The following is a 15,865-nucleotide window of genomic DNA, read 5'->3' as shown; positions in this document are numbered from 1 at the left end:
TCGGCCTGCCCGTGGATCTGCACCCGCCGGTAGTCACGGATGCGCGACTTCGCTCCCCGTACGACATCGGTCAGCGCGGAGGCGGCGCGCTGCCGTCCCGGCCAGGAACCGCTGAGCACGGCGATGGCCTGGGCACGCCGCCCGAACTGGGCGTTCGCATGGTCGATTTCTTCCGTACCGACCCGGACGAGGACTACCGCTTCCTGGTCCCCGCGCAGCGGCAGCATGATCCTCCGCCAGGACGGCCAGGAGACCGGCCCCGCCCCCGGCAGCGCCCTGAGCACGGCCTTCCGCCGACGGTACGGGGTGAGCCCACGGGAGATGCGCTACGGGGGTGGCGGGAAATCGGCCCCGGGGTAGATCACCCAACCCCGGGGGAGTTCACCGCTCGTCGGTATGGGTCACCCCTTGTCCCCTTTAGTCCCTTTCTCAAGTGACTTCGCCAGGTCCAGGTCGGCCTTCACTGCCTCGCGGTACACGGTGTCGGCCATGTCGGCCAGGCCGGACAGCTGCTTGTCGATGTCGCCGCGGCCGTCTTCCCAGTTGCTCTCGAAGTCCTCCATCTTCTCCACGAGGCCGCCGTCGCCGACGTCGTCCGCGTAGGACTCGAACATCTTCTTGGTGGCGTTCATCCGGCCCTTGATGGACCGCAACCGGCCACCGAAGCCTTCGAGTTCGCTCAGCGGTATCGCAAGCCGGCCCTCATCACCGCTCACCCGGAACCCCTCCCCCTGTCAGTAGTGCCCTCAGTGCCCTCACACGGCACACGGCACACGGCACACGGTCACGCGAACAGCCAGCCTAAGCGCACGTAAGGTGGACGGTCACCCGGCCACGAGATCAGGCTCGGGCTACGGGAGGGGACTGAGCAATGGGGAGCGGACGATGAGCCGTAGAAGCGAAGCACAGACCATCGAGCGCAACGGATTCCACATCAAGGTGCCGCAGTCCTGGTGGGAGTTCGACATCCGCCCCGCATCACGCGACCAGACCATCCGAGAGCTGGTCAACGAACGCGTCCGGCAACGCCCGGAGTTGTCCGACCACCGGGACGCCTTCACCTCGTTCCTCCAGAAGGCCGCCCGCGACGCCTGGCAGTCCGGCGCGCTGTACTGCGGCTGCATGGCGGAGTCCTTCGGCGGCGAAGCACCCGTCACCGGCTCGGTGACCGTATCGGTGATCGGCGCCCGCACCGACGACGGCGAAATCCTGCCCACCGACCCCCAGCTCATCGCCCAGCAGATCAGCCCCCGTGAGGCGAGGCGCGAGGGCGACGCATGGCGCAAGGTCACCACCGTCGAGATCCCGCAAGTGGGCACCGTGGCACGGACCTACGGAATCGAGGACGTCACCGTCCCCGGCGACGAACGCACCGTACGCGCGGTGCTGATGCAGACCTTCATTCCGGTCCCCGAACAGGAGGGCATGGTGGCGCTGGTGTCCGGCAGCAGCCAGGTCCTGGACCTGGCGGACTCCTTCTTCGACATGTTCGACGCCATCACGTCCACCTTCCGCTTCAGGTGATCGGCGGGCCCGCGGGCCCGCTGGCTCGCGGTGCCCGCTGGCCGAACTCCCCTCCGCCCCTGTCAGTGGCGGGAGTTAGGCTTACCCAGCAAGATCAAGTTGACTGAAGACGACGAAGACGACGACGAAGACAACTGAAGACGAACGAAGTTGACTGCGTTACGGGGGAGTTGACGTGGCTTACAGACCGACGGACTGGCATGTCCTTGACTTGGACGGGGACCCGACCCCGGGTGATCCGGACCGGGTGAAGAAACTCGCCCGCGAACTCCACGACTTCGCCGAAGACGTCGGCACCGCGCTGCGCCAGATCACCAACATGGCGTCCGAGGACGCGATCCAGAGGTGGTCCGGCAAGTCGGCGAAGAAGTTCAAGGAGCAGTTCGACGACGTCCCGGGCAACCTGAAAAAGCTCAGGACCTCCTACGACATGGCAGGCGACGCCTTCGCCGACTACTGGCCCAAGCTGGAGCGCGCCCAGACCCTGGCCGACCGCGCCCTGCGCAAGGGCCGCGAAGCCCGCGACGACCTGAACGCCGCCCAGGGCCGCCTCGACTCCACCACCGACTGGGTCAAAACCGCCACCTCCAAGACCAAGGCGTACGAGGACGCCAAGGGCCCGGAGGCCCCGGACGAGTCCAAGGTCCGCGCCGCCACCCGCAACGCCCAGCAGGCCGAATCCGCCCGCAGCGACGCCCAAGGCGCGGTCGACAGCGCCCAGTCCGCCCTGGACGCGGCAAAGGCCATGGCCGAAGAGGCCCGCGGGCTACGCGAGGACGCCGCCCGCGTCTGCAAGAGCAAACTCGACGACGCCTCCGACGCCGGTATCCAAAACCGCAGTTGGTGGGAAGACGCGGTCAATTTCGTCACCGAGAACTGGGACGCGATCGTCGCCGTCTGCAAGGTCGTCGTCGCCGTCGTCGGCGTCATCGCCATGATCGTCGGCGGCCCCATCCTCGCCGCCATCGTGGTCGTCGCCGCCCTGGTCGTCCTCGCCGACACCCTCAACAAATACCGAAAGGGCGAAGCCAGCCTCTTCGACGTCGGCATGGCCGCCCTCGACTGCATCCCCGGCATGAAAGGACTCACCACCCTCGCCGGAGCGGCCAAGGGCATTAAAGCCGCCGCACGGGGACTGCGCTCGGGGGGACTCCGCAACGCCCTCGCGGGCGGCATGAAGAAGGTGGCGGGCAAGGCCAAGCCGACCAAGGGCCGCTGCAAGAACGGCGACCCGATCGACATGGTCTCCGGCGAAATGCTCATGGAGCAGACCGACATCGCCCTGCCGGGCCTGCTCCCACTCGTCCTCCAGCGCACGCACCTGTCCACGTACCGCTGGGGCCACTGGTACGGCGACTCATGGGCCTCGACGCTGGACGAGCGGGTCGAGATCGACGACAAAGGTCTGGTCTACGTCACCGAGGACGGCCAGCTGCTGTCCTACCCCCACCCCGAACCCGGCGGCGAACCCGTGCTACCCGCCCACGGCCCCCGCTGGCCGCTGAGCAGTGACGACGCAGGCACGGTCACGGTCACCGACCCGCACACCGGCCGCGTCCGCCACTTCCTCCCGGTCACACCCAACACGACGGACACGGTGGACACGGTGGACACGGTGGACAAGGAGCCCACTGCCGGGGAACAGACGAACCCCCCTGCCGGAGAAGGACACGAGACCCTGCCACTGCGAGCCATCACCGACCGCAACGGCAACCGCATCGACATCGACCACGACCCCACCGGCGCACCCACGGCGATACGCCACACCGGCGGCTACCACCTGAAGGTGGACACCGACGACAACCGCATCACCGCGCTGCGTCTGCTCGCCCCCGGCACCCGCACCGGCACCGGCACCGGCACCGGCACCGGCACCGGCACCGAGGACGCCCCCGGCGGGACGCTGGTGGCCGCGTACGGTTACGACGAGGTCGGCAATCTGGCCGAGGTCCACAACTCGGCCGGTCTGAGGCTGCGTCTGGACTACGACGACCGGGCCCGCATCACGTCCTGGACCGACAGCAACCACACCTGGTACCGCTTCACCTACGACGACGAAGACCGCTGCGTCCGCGGTGAGAGCACCGCCGACCACCTGGCCTGCACCATTGAGTACCGCCCCGATGAGCAGGAAACCCGCTACACCGACGCCCTCAGCCAGACCACCGTCTACCGCTACAACGACCTCAGCCAGCTCCTATCCGAGACGGACCCGCTGGGCGGCACCGTCCACACCGAGTGGGACAGCTGGAACAACCTGCTCGCCCGCACCGACGCGCTGGGGCGGCGCACCGAGAACACCTGGGACGAGCACGGCAATCTGACCGCGACACTTGCTCCGGACGGAACGTGCGCCAGTGCGGTGTACAACGACCTCAACCTGCCGGTCGAGATCGTCGGCCCGGACGGCGCCGTCCAGCGCCAAGCATGGGACGAGCACGGCAACTGCACCAGCATGACCGCCCCCGACGGCATGACTCACCACTTCACCCACGACGCCACCGGAGCCGTGTCCACCATCACGGACCCCCTCGGCCACACCACCGAGCTGCGTTGCAACGCGGCGGGCCTGCCGCTGGAAGTCACAGACCCGCTGGGCGCGGTGACCCGCTACGACCTCGACGCTTTCGGCCGCGCGAACACGATCACGGACCCGACGGGGGCGACCACGCGGCTGGAGTGGACGGTGGAGGGCAAGCTGGCGCGGCGCACGGAGGCGGACGGTTCGTCGGAGTCGTGGACGTACGACGGCGAGGGCAACTGCACCTCGCACACGGACGCGATGGGCGCGACCACGACACACGAATACACGCACTTCGACCTGATCGCGGCCCGCACGGGCCCCGACGGCGTCCGCTACGAGTTCGACCACGACACCCAGCTCCAGCTCCACAAGGTCACCAACCCGCAGGGCCTGACCTGGAGTTACGAGTACGACCCGGCAGGCCGCCTGGTGGCGGAAACGGACTTCGACGACCGCACACTGACGTACACCCACGACGCGGCGGGCCAGTTGGTGACCCGTACGACGGCCACGGGCGACGAGATCACCTTCGAACGGGACGTGCTGGGCCGGACGGTCACGAAGAACGTGGCAGGCGCCGCGATCACGCGCTACACCTACGACGCGACAGGCGGCCTCGCCGAGGCGGTAAGCCCGGACGTAACACTGACCCTGGAGAGGGACGGGTCAGGCCGTCTGCTCTCGGAAACGGTCAACGGCCGCACCCTGACCTACACCTACGACGAACTGGGCCGCCGCACCGGCCGCACCACACCGTCCGGCGCGACGAGCACCTGGACGTACGACGCGGCCGGCCATCGCACCGAACTGACCACGTCCGGGAGGAGGTTGGCGTTCACGCACGACGAGGCGGGCCGGGAACTCACCCGCACGGTCGGCGAGGCCCTGACACTGACGAACGCGTACGACGTCGTGGGCCGCCTGTCGAAACAGGAACTGATGGGCCCGGCCAACACGCGTATCCAGCACCGTGCGTACACGTACCGTGCGGACGGCCATCTGACCGGCATGGAGGACCAACTCAACGGCACGCGGCACTTCGACCTGGACGCGGCAGGCCGAGTCACAGCGGTCCACGCGGCACGCTGGACGGAAACCTACGCCTACGACGAGGCGGGCAACCAGACCAACGCCTCCTGGCCGACCCGCATGCCGGGCCAAGAGGCAACAGGCCCCCGCGCGTACACCGGCAGCCGTATCACCACAGCAGGCAACGTCCGTTACGAATACGACACAGCAGGCCGCACCACCCTGCGCCAAAAGACCCGCCTGTCCCGCAAACCCGACACCTGGCACTACGAATGGGACGCGGAAGACCGCCTCACATCCGTAGTAACCCCCGACGGCACAAGGTGGCGCTACCTCTACGACCCCCTGGGCCGCCGAATATCCAAACAGCGCATGACGGAACAGGGGGTGGCAGAACAGGTCGACTTCACCTGGGACGGCACGACCCTCTGCGAACAGACAAGCCACACCCCGGGCGCACCGGAATCAGTAACCCTCACCTGGGACCATGACGGCCTACGCCCCCTGGCCCAAACAGAGCGCAAACACCTCACCGACGAAGAAGTGGACGCCCGCTTCTACGCCATCGTCACCGACCTCGTCGGCACCCCGACCGAACTCCTCGACGAACAAGGCGACATCGCCTGGCGCACCAAAACCACCCTCTGGGGCACCACAGCCTGGAACCGAAGCGCCACCGCCTACACACCACTGCGTTTCCCCGGCCAGTACTACGACCCCGAGACGGGGCTGCACTACAACTACTTCCGGCACTACGATCCCGAAACCGCCCGCTACCTCACCTCGGACCCGATCGGTCTCGCCGGTGGCTTCGCGCCGCACAGTTACGTTCCCAACCCGTTCATGTGGATCGACCCTCTCGGACTGTCCCTCCTCGACGTCAGCAAGAACGGCGTGCACATCGTCGTGCACGAGTACGACGTCGACAAGCCGGCGCACGCTCATGTCACCGGTGGCGGGGGTCGCGAGGTCAGGATCGGGCCGAACGGCCACCCCATCGACGGCCAACCGGAGCTCTCGCGCAAGCAGCGACAAGTGGTGGAGCATTACAAGCCGGAGATCAGGAATGCCGTCAGGAAGCTCGGCAGGCGAAATCAGGCGGAGGAGCGGGCTGAACGGGAGCGGCGCGAGGCCGCCAAGAAACCCTGCCCGAAGGGATGAAGCGATGACATTGCACACCGATGTGGCCGAGTTGCTGGCGGAGGCCGGCATCGTCGACGTGGACGTCGACGAAGCCGTCGCGGACGAGCACGTCCGATCGTCCGCGTACCAACGCGTTGTCTCGGTGATCGCTTCCTCGCGGAGCCGCGACCGGGACCGCGCGATCGTGGCCACGATCCTGCGCGACCCCAACGAGATGGGGTCCAAGACGGCGGTGGTCGCCCTCGTGGACGAGATCGCGATGAAGGTGACCGGTCCTGCCGAGTTCCGGCAGTGGTCGGCCGAGCTACTGCCGGAGATCGACCGGCTCAAGGCTGAGGGGTACCGCGAGTTCATCCGCCGCCGCATCCACGACTGGCTGTTCTACCTGTCCATCATGGACGGTCACGTGCCGACACCGGCCGAGTTGGCGGAGGTCACGGACTGGATGCAGCGCGTCCTCGCCGAGGAGTCGACGTCGTCGGCGGTACTCGCCCTGCTCGCCGAGTCAGCCAACACCAGGAAGACACGAAACATCGCGAAGAACCGAGCCGGAAACCGCAAGCCGAGAACGGAATGAGTCGGTAGTGGCAATTGGCAGGCGCGCCGAACGTGTGGCCACCTAGTCGATCGTGATCCGGCCCTTTCCTGAGTCTGATGGCCCGCATAGTACGGCCGTCACGCCTCAACGACGAGGCGATGACCGCGTCTTGATAGCCATGACGAATTCGAGATCCATCCAGCAGTGCAATTCCTCCTGGCCGAGTTCGGCGAGCTGGCGGTAACACTGTGCGACGACGGGGCGTCGAACACGCGAGCGGGCAGGCGCCGAACACGGACCGTCCCCCCGCGACAGCCCCATGCCCGACCGGCCAAGCGCTGCCGACAGTCAGGTGCGGCCGTCGCCCCAGCGTCCCGCGGTGTCTTGCTCGTGCGCACTGGGCACCGGAGGATAGGGACCGGGGTTCCGGACGGGGGTGGCGGGCGTGCGCGAGGCGGCTGCGGTGCTGGGGTGGGAAGCTCCGTTTGATGCGGAGGAGCTGCCGCGGGAGTGGGTGGAGCGGCTGCCGCTGCCTCAGGCGTCATTAGGGGAGCGGATGCGTGCGCTGGGCCCGTTCTTGGAGGCCTCGACACGCGGTCCCGTACACGAGCATCTGCTGGGGGTCGCGATGCTCCGCGCCGGGCAGGTCTTCGGGGCGGCCACATCGCTGCTTTCGGCGCTCGGTGTGGATCCCCGACGGCGTGGTGTGTGGGTGGATGCGGCCTGCGCCTACGCGGCCGCGGAGCGGCTCGAGTTGGCGATGTGGCTGCTGGCACACGTGGTGGCCGGATTCGACGAGATCGGTCCGCATGCCTCTCCCTACCCGGCGCATTCGCCGCGTTCCGCGGAAGCCCACAACCGGCTGGTCGCGGTACGCGACCTGCACCGGCAACGCGCCGACGAGCTGCGCTTCCTCCAACTGCGCACGGCGGTGGACGAGGAGATCCGCGGGCGGCTCGGCGAGGAACCGCTGGGCACGGACCGGCTGTTGCTGCACACGACGGCGCTGATCTCCCTTGGGGAGGCGCAGGACGCGCCCGATCCGTTCGACCGGGCGGCGGCGCTGCTGGAACAGGATCAACTGCCGTTGGTGGGCACCGAGTTGGAGCAATTGGCGCGGATCCGCATCGCGGCCGGTCCCGCGCAGGAGCGCGACGAGGTGCTGGCGCGCCTGCGGCGGATCGCACCTCACTCGAGGGTCCTTGAGCGTCTGCACCAGCCCACCCTCATGGAGCGGCGCATACGAGAGCAGGAGGCCGGCTTCGAGGCGCTGCTGCTGGCGACGGAGGTGGAGCGCGGGCAGCAGAGCCTGCGCGAGCCGTTGGAGCAGCTGCGGCTGCGCGCCCGCGCCTCCGAGCATCCGGAACCGTATCGGGAGGCCCTGTCGCGACTTGGCGGGCACGGGCGGAAGGGGGAGCGCGATGCCGGATGAGGACCCGGAGGCGTGGCCCCTGCAGATCGCGCTGCGCGCCCTGTCGGCCCCCACGTACGAGGAAGTGCTCGCCCACTTCGGGGAGTTGCCGCCGGGCCGGCACGAGGAGGCGGCGGCGTTCCTGCGGCGGCATGCGGAGACGGCCCGCTCCCCCGGCAGCGGGTCGCTCGCGGAGCTGGCGACGTTCCTCGCCGAGCGCTGCGAGGCCCTGGCGGCGGACTCGCCCGCCGACCGGCAGGCGGACGACTCCGGCGACGGCGAGGGATTCCCGCCACTGCTGCGCCGCGCCTGCGCGGCCGAGGGTGTGCTTGCCGCCTACCGGGTCCTTGAGGGGCACCGCGCACTGCTTCCGGACGAGCCGGTGCGGTCGGCGGTGCGGCTGCTTACGGAGTGGGGCACCGACCGGACCCGCAACGCCCACGCGATCGCCGCCCTGGGGCTGCTCACCGAGGACGGTCCGAGCCGGGTGACGGCCCGTGCCGACTGGGCGAACCACCTGCTGCAACAAGGTCGGCACCGCAGGGCGCTGTACCACGCGGCCCACGCGCTCTCGCTGCAGCACGCGGTGGGCGATGCGCAGTCGCTGGTGAACACCTACCTGCAGCTGGCGTCGGTGTACTTCGTGAGGGGCGACATGCCGCGCCGGGCCGAGGTGCTGCAGCAGGCCGCCGCAGCCGTGGACAGGGAGGAGCAGGCCACCTCCGTGGAGGAGGCAGTGGTGCACTTCCAGCTGGCGGACACCCTCACCTCGCTGCACCGCTACCGGGAGGCCGTGCCCTCGCTGGAGCGGGCGGAGGCGCTGGCGGCGCGTCCGGACAGCGACTCGGACGGGTCGTTCATGCCCTCGCGGTGGGACCTGCTCATCCGTCGGGCCCAAGTGGCGGAGGCCGTCGGTGCGATCGGAGCGGCGGCCGACGCCTACCGCGCCCTGCTGGAGCTGCCCGAGATGTCGATGCGGGCCGCGCCGCGCGCATCGGTGGTGTACAACCTCGCCTCCTGCCTGGAGCGCAACAACCGCCAGTGGGAAGCGTTCGAGCTGCTCAGCAACGAGCTGGAACGTGCCGAACAGCAGGGAGCGGCACACCTGAACCTCGTGTCGCTGCGCTGCACGCTGGCCAAACTGCTGTTCTCCGGCACCGATCCGCGCCTGCCCCGCGACCTGCTCTCGCTGGAGTCACAGCTGACGAAGGGCATCTTCGAGGCGGCGGGCTCGACCTACCCGTGCTTCGGCGAGCTGTTCGTCACGATGGGCGATCTGGACCTGTCCGAGGGCCACTACGAGGGCGCGGCCGAATGCTACCGCTATGCCCTGTACGTATCCGGGGACACCGAACACGCGCAGCAGCCGGAGCAGCTTCCCGAGCGGTTACGCCAACGCACGCTGCTGTCACGGCTGCTGCCTCTGGACGACCCCCGTGAGCCGGTCTCGTTCGCCCTCGCCAGGCTGCGCGAGCGCATGCTCCGCCTCTTTCCCGCGGGGTCGGATCAGCTGCCGGACACCCGCCTCCTGTCGCTGCAACGGCTGTGCCGCATCGAGCGCGACCCGGAGCAGCGGAGGCAGCTGGCGGACCGGCTCGTGGAGGGGCTGCGACGCGCGCAGGAGCGGGATGTGCCCCGCACGTTGCAGGACCTGACGGTGCCGGTGTGCGAGACGGTCGCCGAGGTGCGCGGTCCGCTGGTGGCGGTGCGGCTGTTGGAGGAGGTCCTCGTCTCGTACGACGCACACGGCCGGCTCCCGGACCCGGACCTGCCACTGGGCCTGGCTCGGCTGCTGCAGCAGGTGCCGGGTGGGCACCGGCGGGCCTTCGAGGTGCTGCGGCACCACCGCGAACTGCGGTTGTGTGCACGGGAGTTGCATCCGGTGCTGCAGGACGCGGACCAGGCCGCCGGACTCGTCCTCCCGCTGTACGAGGCGCTGCTGTCCCTGCTGTTCGAGCACGGTGAGGACCTGCCGCTGCCCGACGACCGCCCGTCGGCGCTGCTGGCCTTCGACCTGCACGAGGAGGCGAAGGCTGGCGGCGTGGTCGAGGACCTGGCGCGGATGCCGCTGGCCGAGCCTTCGCAGATGCCGCAGCGGGTACGGGAGGGAGAGCAGCGGCTGCTGTCCGCGCAGCGGCAGCTGGCGGGCGGGGACCGTCCGGACCGGGCCCGGGTCTGGCGCGAGTGCGCGCAGGCACTCGCGCCGCTGTACAAGGCGCTGGAACCCTTCGCGCCGGAGTACGTGCGGGTGCGCCGCGCCCAACCGGCCGGGTTCGCCCAGGCGTTGCGTCTCCTGAACGAGGCGGCTCCGGCGGAGGGCATGGTGCTGGCCTCGTACTTCACCGGCGAATCCGAGACGTTCTGCTTCGTGCTGGCCTCCGGCGAGTACGCGCTGCAGTGGCACCGCATCCGGATGGGGCGCGCGCAGCTGCACGCGGCCGCGGAGAAGATCCGCCTCACGGTCGACGGCGACCGCTCCGCCTTTCCCCCCGTCCCCCCGATCAAGCCGCGGCGGCCGGCCCGGCTGCCCCTGGAGGGGCTGGCCGAGCGACTGCTGCCGTTCCAGGAGCTCCTTGAGGGGCGCGGGCTCCTGTGCGTGGCGCCGCACGGGCCGCTGTCCGTGCTGCCGCTCGGCGCGCTGCGGCTGCCGGACGGCCGGTACTGCATCGAGCAGGCGGCGCTGGTGTACGTCCCGAGCATCTCGGGCCTGGCCGCGCTGCGCGCCGCGCCGCCGGCCGGTTCGGGGGCCGCGCTGTGCGTGCGGGTGGCGGCGGAGGAGGACCTACAGGGCGGCGGCATCGGCTTCGAGGCCGACGCGCTCCCCCCTGGCCGCGGCTGGCGGCTGTCCTCCCTCACCGGACCGGAGGCCACCCCCGAGGAGGTCCTCGCCCGCATCGAGCAGGCCGACCTCGCCTACATCGCCTGTCACGGTCACCAGGACCACAGCAACCCGGAGAACTCCGCCCTGCTGCTCTCCGACGGCACCGACCGCCCCAGCCGGCGCGCCGATCCCGCCTCGCGGCGGGCGAGACGGACTTTCCTCCGGGCCCGCGACCTGACCGAGTCGCGCACCCCGTCCCGCGTGGTGCTGCGCGCCTGCTCGGTCGGCTGGCACGAGCCGGACCACCCTGGCGAGGACTTCACCGGCCTCCCCCGCGCCCTGTTACGCGGTGGCACCCGCACTGTCCTCGCCCCGATCTGGCAGGTCGACCGCACCAGCTCCGCCGCCCTGCTCGACGAGGTGACCGGCGCGGTGATGCACGGCCGCCCGCTGTGGCGCGCCCTGTGGGACGCGCAGCGGCGCATGCTCGCCGATGAGGACCGCGCCTACCTGTCCCACCCCTACCACTGGGCGGCGTTCGTCCCGCTCGGAGACTGGAGTTGATATGGCCTACGACGTCCACGCCGAGCGGGCCGCCGCCCTGCCGGACCGAACCGCGCTGCTCGCGCTGGAGGAGATGGCGCACGAGCTGGGCCGGACCTTCCCCACCGGCGTGGCGAACGCGATGCAGGCGCGGCAGGTCCTCGAGGAGCTCTTCGCGCAGGCTGGTGCCGGGGCTCCGCCGCTTCAGGCGGATGATCCGGCAGCCGCCGCCCGCCGTGTGCTGGCCGCGCTCGCGCGCGAGGAGGGCGCGCGGGAACTGGTCGAGGAGGTCCTCGCCGACCCGCCGCAGGACGACCAGATGGGCGGCGAGAACCTCGTCGCTGACCTGACCGTCCTTGCCGGCGTCCTCGCCTTCCTCCGCCTGCACGTCGCCTTCCGCTTCAAGCGTGACAACGGCCGCAACACCGTCGAGTTCCGCCTCGAGAAGAAGCCCCTCACCGACAGCACCCTCTCCACCCTTGTCCGCACCGTCCTCAGCCTGATGAACCGCGAGCCGTGAGCGGGCGCAACGCCTTTTGAACCGCGAGCCGTGCACCCGCGCAGGCACCCTCAGACGCGGCCACCCTCACCAGCGGAAAGAAGCGACTGCCCCCGGGAGCCCTGAGGAACATGGTCCTCGCCCACCTCACGGCCCACCCTGGACGGACCCTGCCTCAGCTCGGCCAGACCTGAAGCAGCCACTCCTCGACGCCCTCGTAGTAGAGGTCGTCGCCGATGAGCGCGGCTGCCTGTACGCGGCCGCGGGAGCAGGCCCGCAGCCGGTAGTCGCCGGGCGGGCCCAGTTCCAACTCCCCTCCGGCGGGGGCGTTTTGGAGGTCGCGGACCTGGACGGTTCCGCTGGGGGCGGTGAAGTCGAGTTCCTCGATCACGTCCCATGCCCCGTCGTCGGGCGGCGGTGGCTGGGCCGACCAGGACTCCACGGTCACATCGGGGAAGAAGTCGTTGCCTCCGGTGCTGAATACGGCGCCGCCGGGGCCGGGCAGAGCAACCCGGCCCCGGATGGAGGGAGCGTCCAGCGGTGAGCCCGAGGCCCGAGGGTCCTTCAGTACGAAGGTGCGGTGCTCCACCCGCGGTCGCGCCGTGCAGTGAGCCAGCCGTTCCGCGGACTGCGCCGGGTCCATCGCCGGACCCTCCCCTCTGCTGTCGGTGCTCGCCGGGTTGCGCCTCAACCCCGGATGATCACGTCGTACGGATCCTCGTCCAGGATGCGCTCCGAGGTGTACCAGGAGCCGAGCCTACGTCCCGCCGCCTGGTCGGCCAGCGTGTCCGGGCGCGAAGCCGGGGCAGGGCCCGCGTCGTCCGTGCGGGTCAGGGTCTCCACCACGCGCTCGGGTCCGCGGTCGGCGGTCTCGGCAGTGGCGTTTCCCGGGGTCGTTACGCTCGCTTGGGCTGTGGTTCCTAAGGGTGATTTTCGCCCTCTGCCGCTCAACCGCCCTTCCTTCAACAGGAGATACACCGAACCCTGGCTCAGGCCGCGTCACAGCCTCGGACACGAACACGGACACGGAGCCGGATCAACCGCTATCGACGGAGACAGTGAAGGAAGCGAAGGAAGCGAAGGCGCAACCAGAACGTCCACCACCCCGACGTCCTGGCCGCCCCAACGACGCGAACGCGCCCGCATCCGCCTTCGCATCGCAGCGAGAAAGGCCCCCGTTGGGGCGGCAGACCGCTACCGAGCGCGGCCTGGCCATCCAGCCCGGGCTGGCCGGGAGGCACGGGCGCACCGGCCGGAGTGAGCCAGGTCGGGATGCGCGGCCATGAGGCGGAGAACGGACGCTTCGGCGTCGCTCGGCCTGCCGTCTTCTTGGCTGACGGCAGGCCGCCGAACTCCCGGGTGGCATGCGCCCGGAATGCGTGCAGCGGTGCGCGACGTGCGATCAGCGAGCGGTGCGAGATTCGCCTGTTACATCGCTTCCTTGGCGCACTTCTTGGAGCGCTCGTCCGTGTCCTTGCCTTCCTGGGCCTTCACGTCTTCGATCTTCATCTCGCCGTCGGCGTACTTCTGAAGGTCGTCCTGATCCGCGTCCTCCATCATGACGCCGGTCAGACAGTCGACCATCTTGTCCTGCTTGTCCTGCGGGGTGCCCTCCATGAGCTTGCCGATGTCCTTCTTCAGCGCATCACGCACGGCCGACTCGCTGGGGCCGCCGCAGGCCGACAGCGTGAGAGCGAGAACGGCGGCACCGCTGACGGCGAGGGTCCGGGTTCCCCAAGAGTTCTTTCGCACAGTTCAATACCTTTATGAGTCTTCAGTAGTGCATTACGGTCCCCATATCTCGAGTGCAAAGACGCTTTGCAGCTCGCGAGCAGGGGGAGGTCAGTTTCCCAGCATGGTGCCACCGAAGTCCAGGCGGATAAGCCGCTGTTCCCCAGAACATCCCCACTGATCCATGGATGGGCAAAAAATTCTCTGCCCGTTTTCTGACGCAAATTCATGGCATGCGCGGGCATCGCATCGGGTGGTCCGTTTCGGCGAATCGACCGACACCGTCTCACCAGGCCCCACCCCAACAGGCTCCCGAGCGCCCCGGAGTGTTTCCTTCCGCCCCCACCTCCCGTACGCCGAAGGCCAGTTCGCGACCCCGGATGTCGAAGGCCGGACGGGCCGGGAGATGGTGCGCCGCAGGGAGTCGTCGATGACCTCCTCCAAGCGGGCCTCGTCGTGGGTGGCCATCCGCAATGTCCTCGGGAGGACCGCTCGACCCTCGGCTGGCACTGCTTGACACGTTTCGGTTCGCCACCCCGTGGAGGCGCCGCGCACACCAGTCTGGTCACCACGTGCTGTCCTCTGGGGGGGCGGCAAGTTGATGACCTGCGCCGCCGAAACGTCGATCGGTGGTGGCTGCATCCGCGTACGTTCTCGGGCCTGTTGGCCCGGTACGAGATGAGCCCGTACGTCCAACACGTAAGGAGGGACGTCCGACGGTAGAACCGCCGCACCGTCAACTCGGTCCGTACTGACGGTAGTCAGTGACGTCGAGGTCACTCCGAGGAATGGCCCAGGCTCGACGGTGCCCATTCCGCGTCCGAGCCCGCCGAGGCCACTTTCTGGGCTTTCTGGGCTGCGTCGAATTGGCTGAAGTCTTGCTGCGCCTGGGCATTCAGTTGCCGCACCGTATCCCTGAACCTCCGCGCGACAGGATCGTTGCCCAGCTCCGGTGCCCCTTCGCTCGCGTCGTTGATCAGCGTTTCGACATCCTGCACCGTCAGCTCCCCACACCGGGCCATGCAGCTATAGAGGGCTTCCTCAGCCGCCTTCTGGCACTCCAAGAACTGCTGATCCCGGTGGCCACCACCAGCCTTGGCCCGGTAAGCCTGCGCCACCAGCGCATGGCACGCCGCTGTCGCCGGTTCGGCACACGCACGAGTGTCAGGCCGGTGGGAGAGGACCTGGAGCCGCATCCAAGCTCGTTTCCGTGGCGCCGTGTTGTCTCGCACACGGTCCATCCAGCCGATCATCCCGTTGCCCAAGTCCCGCACCGTGCCCCGAATGGCGTCCGGAGCGATGTCCAGGTATGCCGAAACAGAGGCGACGAATTCAGCCCGCCTGTCGTTCAGTTCCGTGGTGTTGTCCTGCTCGAAGGCTTCCTCCAGCGCGCGCTCGATCCTCGCGACCACGTCCCGAACCCGCGCGAGCCCACTACGCAATTCCTGCCTGTGCATGAACGCTTCGATCAGCGCGAGCTCCCCGTCCGTGCGCTCCGTCCGCTGCTTGCGCTGCTCGGCCTGCCATTCCTCCAAGAGCGGCACGGCGTACGTAGCGGGATCGCGGTCCACCTCAGCGTGGTGCGGGTGGCACAGCAACAACAGATTCTCGTGACTGTCCCGCAGCCGAGCCGGATACGAAGGATCCGGGCGCGGCCCACCGCCACTGTGCGCCCGGATGTGCGCGACTTCGACGAGCACAAGGACGTCGCCGGACGTAGTCGTGTCCGTGACCCGCTGAGCGCAGCCCGGATAGGCGCAACGATCCGCGGTACCGAAGAGCCGCTTCATCAGGGCCCGCGAGTAGTTCCTGCTCATGAGCGGCGAACCTACCGTCGTCGTGCCCGGACCGATGTCGCAGCGAAGCCTCGCCGCCCCGTTGTGCGCGCAGCAAGTGGCGCGGCGGCTCCGCACGGGCTGAGCCCTTCGGTTGGTGACATGCAACCAGGCCTGACGCGAGCAACCCAGTGGCGAACCTTCTCGCCCGAGTCCCCTCCAGCGCCGTACCCCCGGCCGAAGCGATCACAGCATAACGCAATAAAGCACACATAAGCACAACAGTTTCCGTCGCTCACCCTCCTCATCATCCAAGGTTGCATGTAA

At 69.0% G+C, this 15,865-nt stretch carries 11 protein-coding genes and 1 pseudogene; 6 read left to right on the top strand and 6 right to left on the bottom strand.

Annotated elements, in window-relative coordinates; translation table 11 throughout:
- Positions 1–227, bottom strand: a pseudogene (locus ACWD10_RS32925) (hypothetical protein); the annotation flags it as partial.
- A gap of 174 nt (positions 228–401) precedes the next feature.
- Positions 402–716, bottom strand: coding sequence for a hypothetical protein (locus tag ACWD10_RS32920; RefSeq protein ID WP_451097334.1), 315 nt, complete (start codon positions 714–716; stop codon positions 402–404).
- A gap of 169 nt (positions 717–885) precedes the next feature.
- Here ACWD10_RS32920 and ACWD10_RS32915 point away from each other — a divergent pair, with 169 nt between their 5' ends.
- The 6 genes from ACWD10_RS32915 to ACWD10_RS32890 all read left to right on the top strand — a co-directional run bounded on the left by ACWD10_RS32915 (position 886) and on the right by ACWD10_RS32890 (position 12,053).
- Positions 886–1,524: a hypothetical protein gene (locus ACWD10_RS32915; protein WP_451097333.1), complete on the top strand. Its 639-nt coding sequence runs from the start codon at positions 886–888 to the stop codon at positions 1,522–1,524.
- 175 nt (positions 1,525–1,699) lie between these two features.
- Positions 1,700–6,238 carry an RHS repeat-associated core domain-containing protein gene (locus ACWD10_RS32910; RefSeq protein WP_451097332.1) on the top strand — a complete coding sequence of 1,513 codons (4,539 nt, stop codon included), beginning with the start codon at positions 1,700–1,702 and terminating at the stop codon, positions 6,236–6,238.
- Positions 6,239–6,242: 4 nt separating this feature from the next.
- Positions 6,243–6,797, top strand: coding sequence for a hypothetical protein (locus tag ACWD10_RS32905; RefSeq protein WP_451097331.1), 555 nt, complete (start codon positions 6,243–6,245; stop codon positions 6,795–6,797).
- Positions 6,798–7,203: 406 nt separating this feature from the next.
- Positions 7,204–8,190 (top strand): hypothetical protein, encoded by a 987-nt coding sequence (locus ACWD10_RS32900; protein ID WP_451097330.1) that lies wholly within the window; start codon positions 7,204–7,206, stop codon positions 8,188–8,190.
- Entirely contained in the window at positions 8,180–11,554 is a 3,375-nt protein-coding gene (locus tag ACWD10_RS32895; RefSeq protein WP_451097329.1) for a CHAT domain-containing protein, read from the top strand. The genes ACWD10_RS32900 and ACWD10_RS32895 overlap by 11 nt, the downstream gene beginning before the upstream one ends.
- Position 11,555: 1 nt before the next feature.
- The gene (locus tag ACWD10_RS32890; protein ID WP_451097328.1) at positions 11,556–12,053 is read left to right on the top strand and encodes a hypothetical protein; all 498 of its coding nucleotides are present in this window, start codon (positions 11,556–11,558) and stop codon (positions 12,051–12,053) included.
- Between the two features lie 154 nt (positions 12,054–12,207).
- Here ACWD10_RS32890 and ACWD10_RS32885 read toward each other — a convergent pair whose 3' ends face one another.
- The 4 genes from ACWD10_RS32885 to ACWD10_RS32870 all read right to left on the bottom strand — a co-directional run bounded on the left by ACWD10_RS32885 (position 12,208) and on the right by ACWD10_RS32870 (position 15,580).
- Complete coding sequence (locus ACWD10_RS32885; protein ID WP_451097327.1) at positions 12,208–12,675, bottom strand: hypothetical protein; 468 nt, start codon at positions 12,673–12,675, stop codon at positions 12,208–12,210.
- A gap of 44 nt (positions 12,676–12,719) precedes the next feature.
- A complete protein-coding gene (locus ACWD10_RS32880) occupies positions 12,720–12,878 on the bottom strand; it encodes a hypothetical protein (protein ID WP_451097326.1) in 159 nt (52 codons plus the stop codon).
- 582 nt (positions 12,879–13,460) lie between these two features.
- Entirely contained in the window at positions 13,461–13,784 is a 324-nt protein-coding gene (locus ACWD10_RS32875; protein ID WP_451097325.1) for a hypothetical protein, read from the bottom strand.
- A 755-nt stretch (positions 13,785–14,539) separates the two neighbouring features.
- On the bottom strand, positions 14,540–15,580 hold the full coding sequence (locus tag ACWD10_RS32870) for a hypothetical protein (protein WP_451097324.1): 1,041 nt from the start codon (positions 15,578–15,580) through the stop codon (positions 14,540–14,542).
- Positions 15,581–15,865: the final 285 nt, after the last annotated feature.

The sequence above is a fragment of the Streptomyces sp. NPDC002851 genome (genome assembly GCF_053591935.1).
This window is presented reverse-complemented; position numbering and strand designations above follow the sequence as displayed.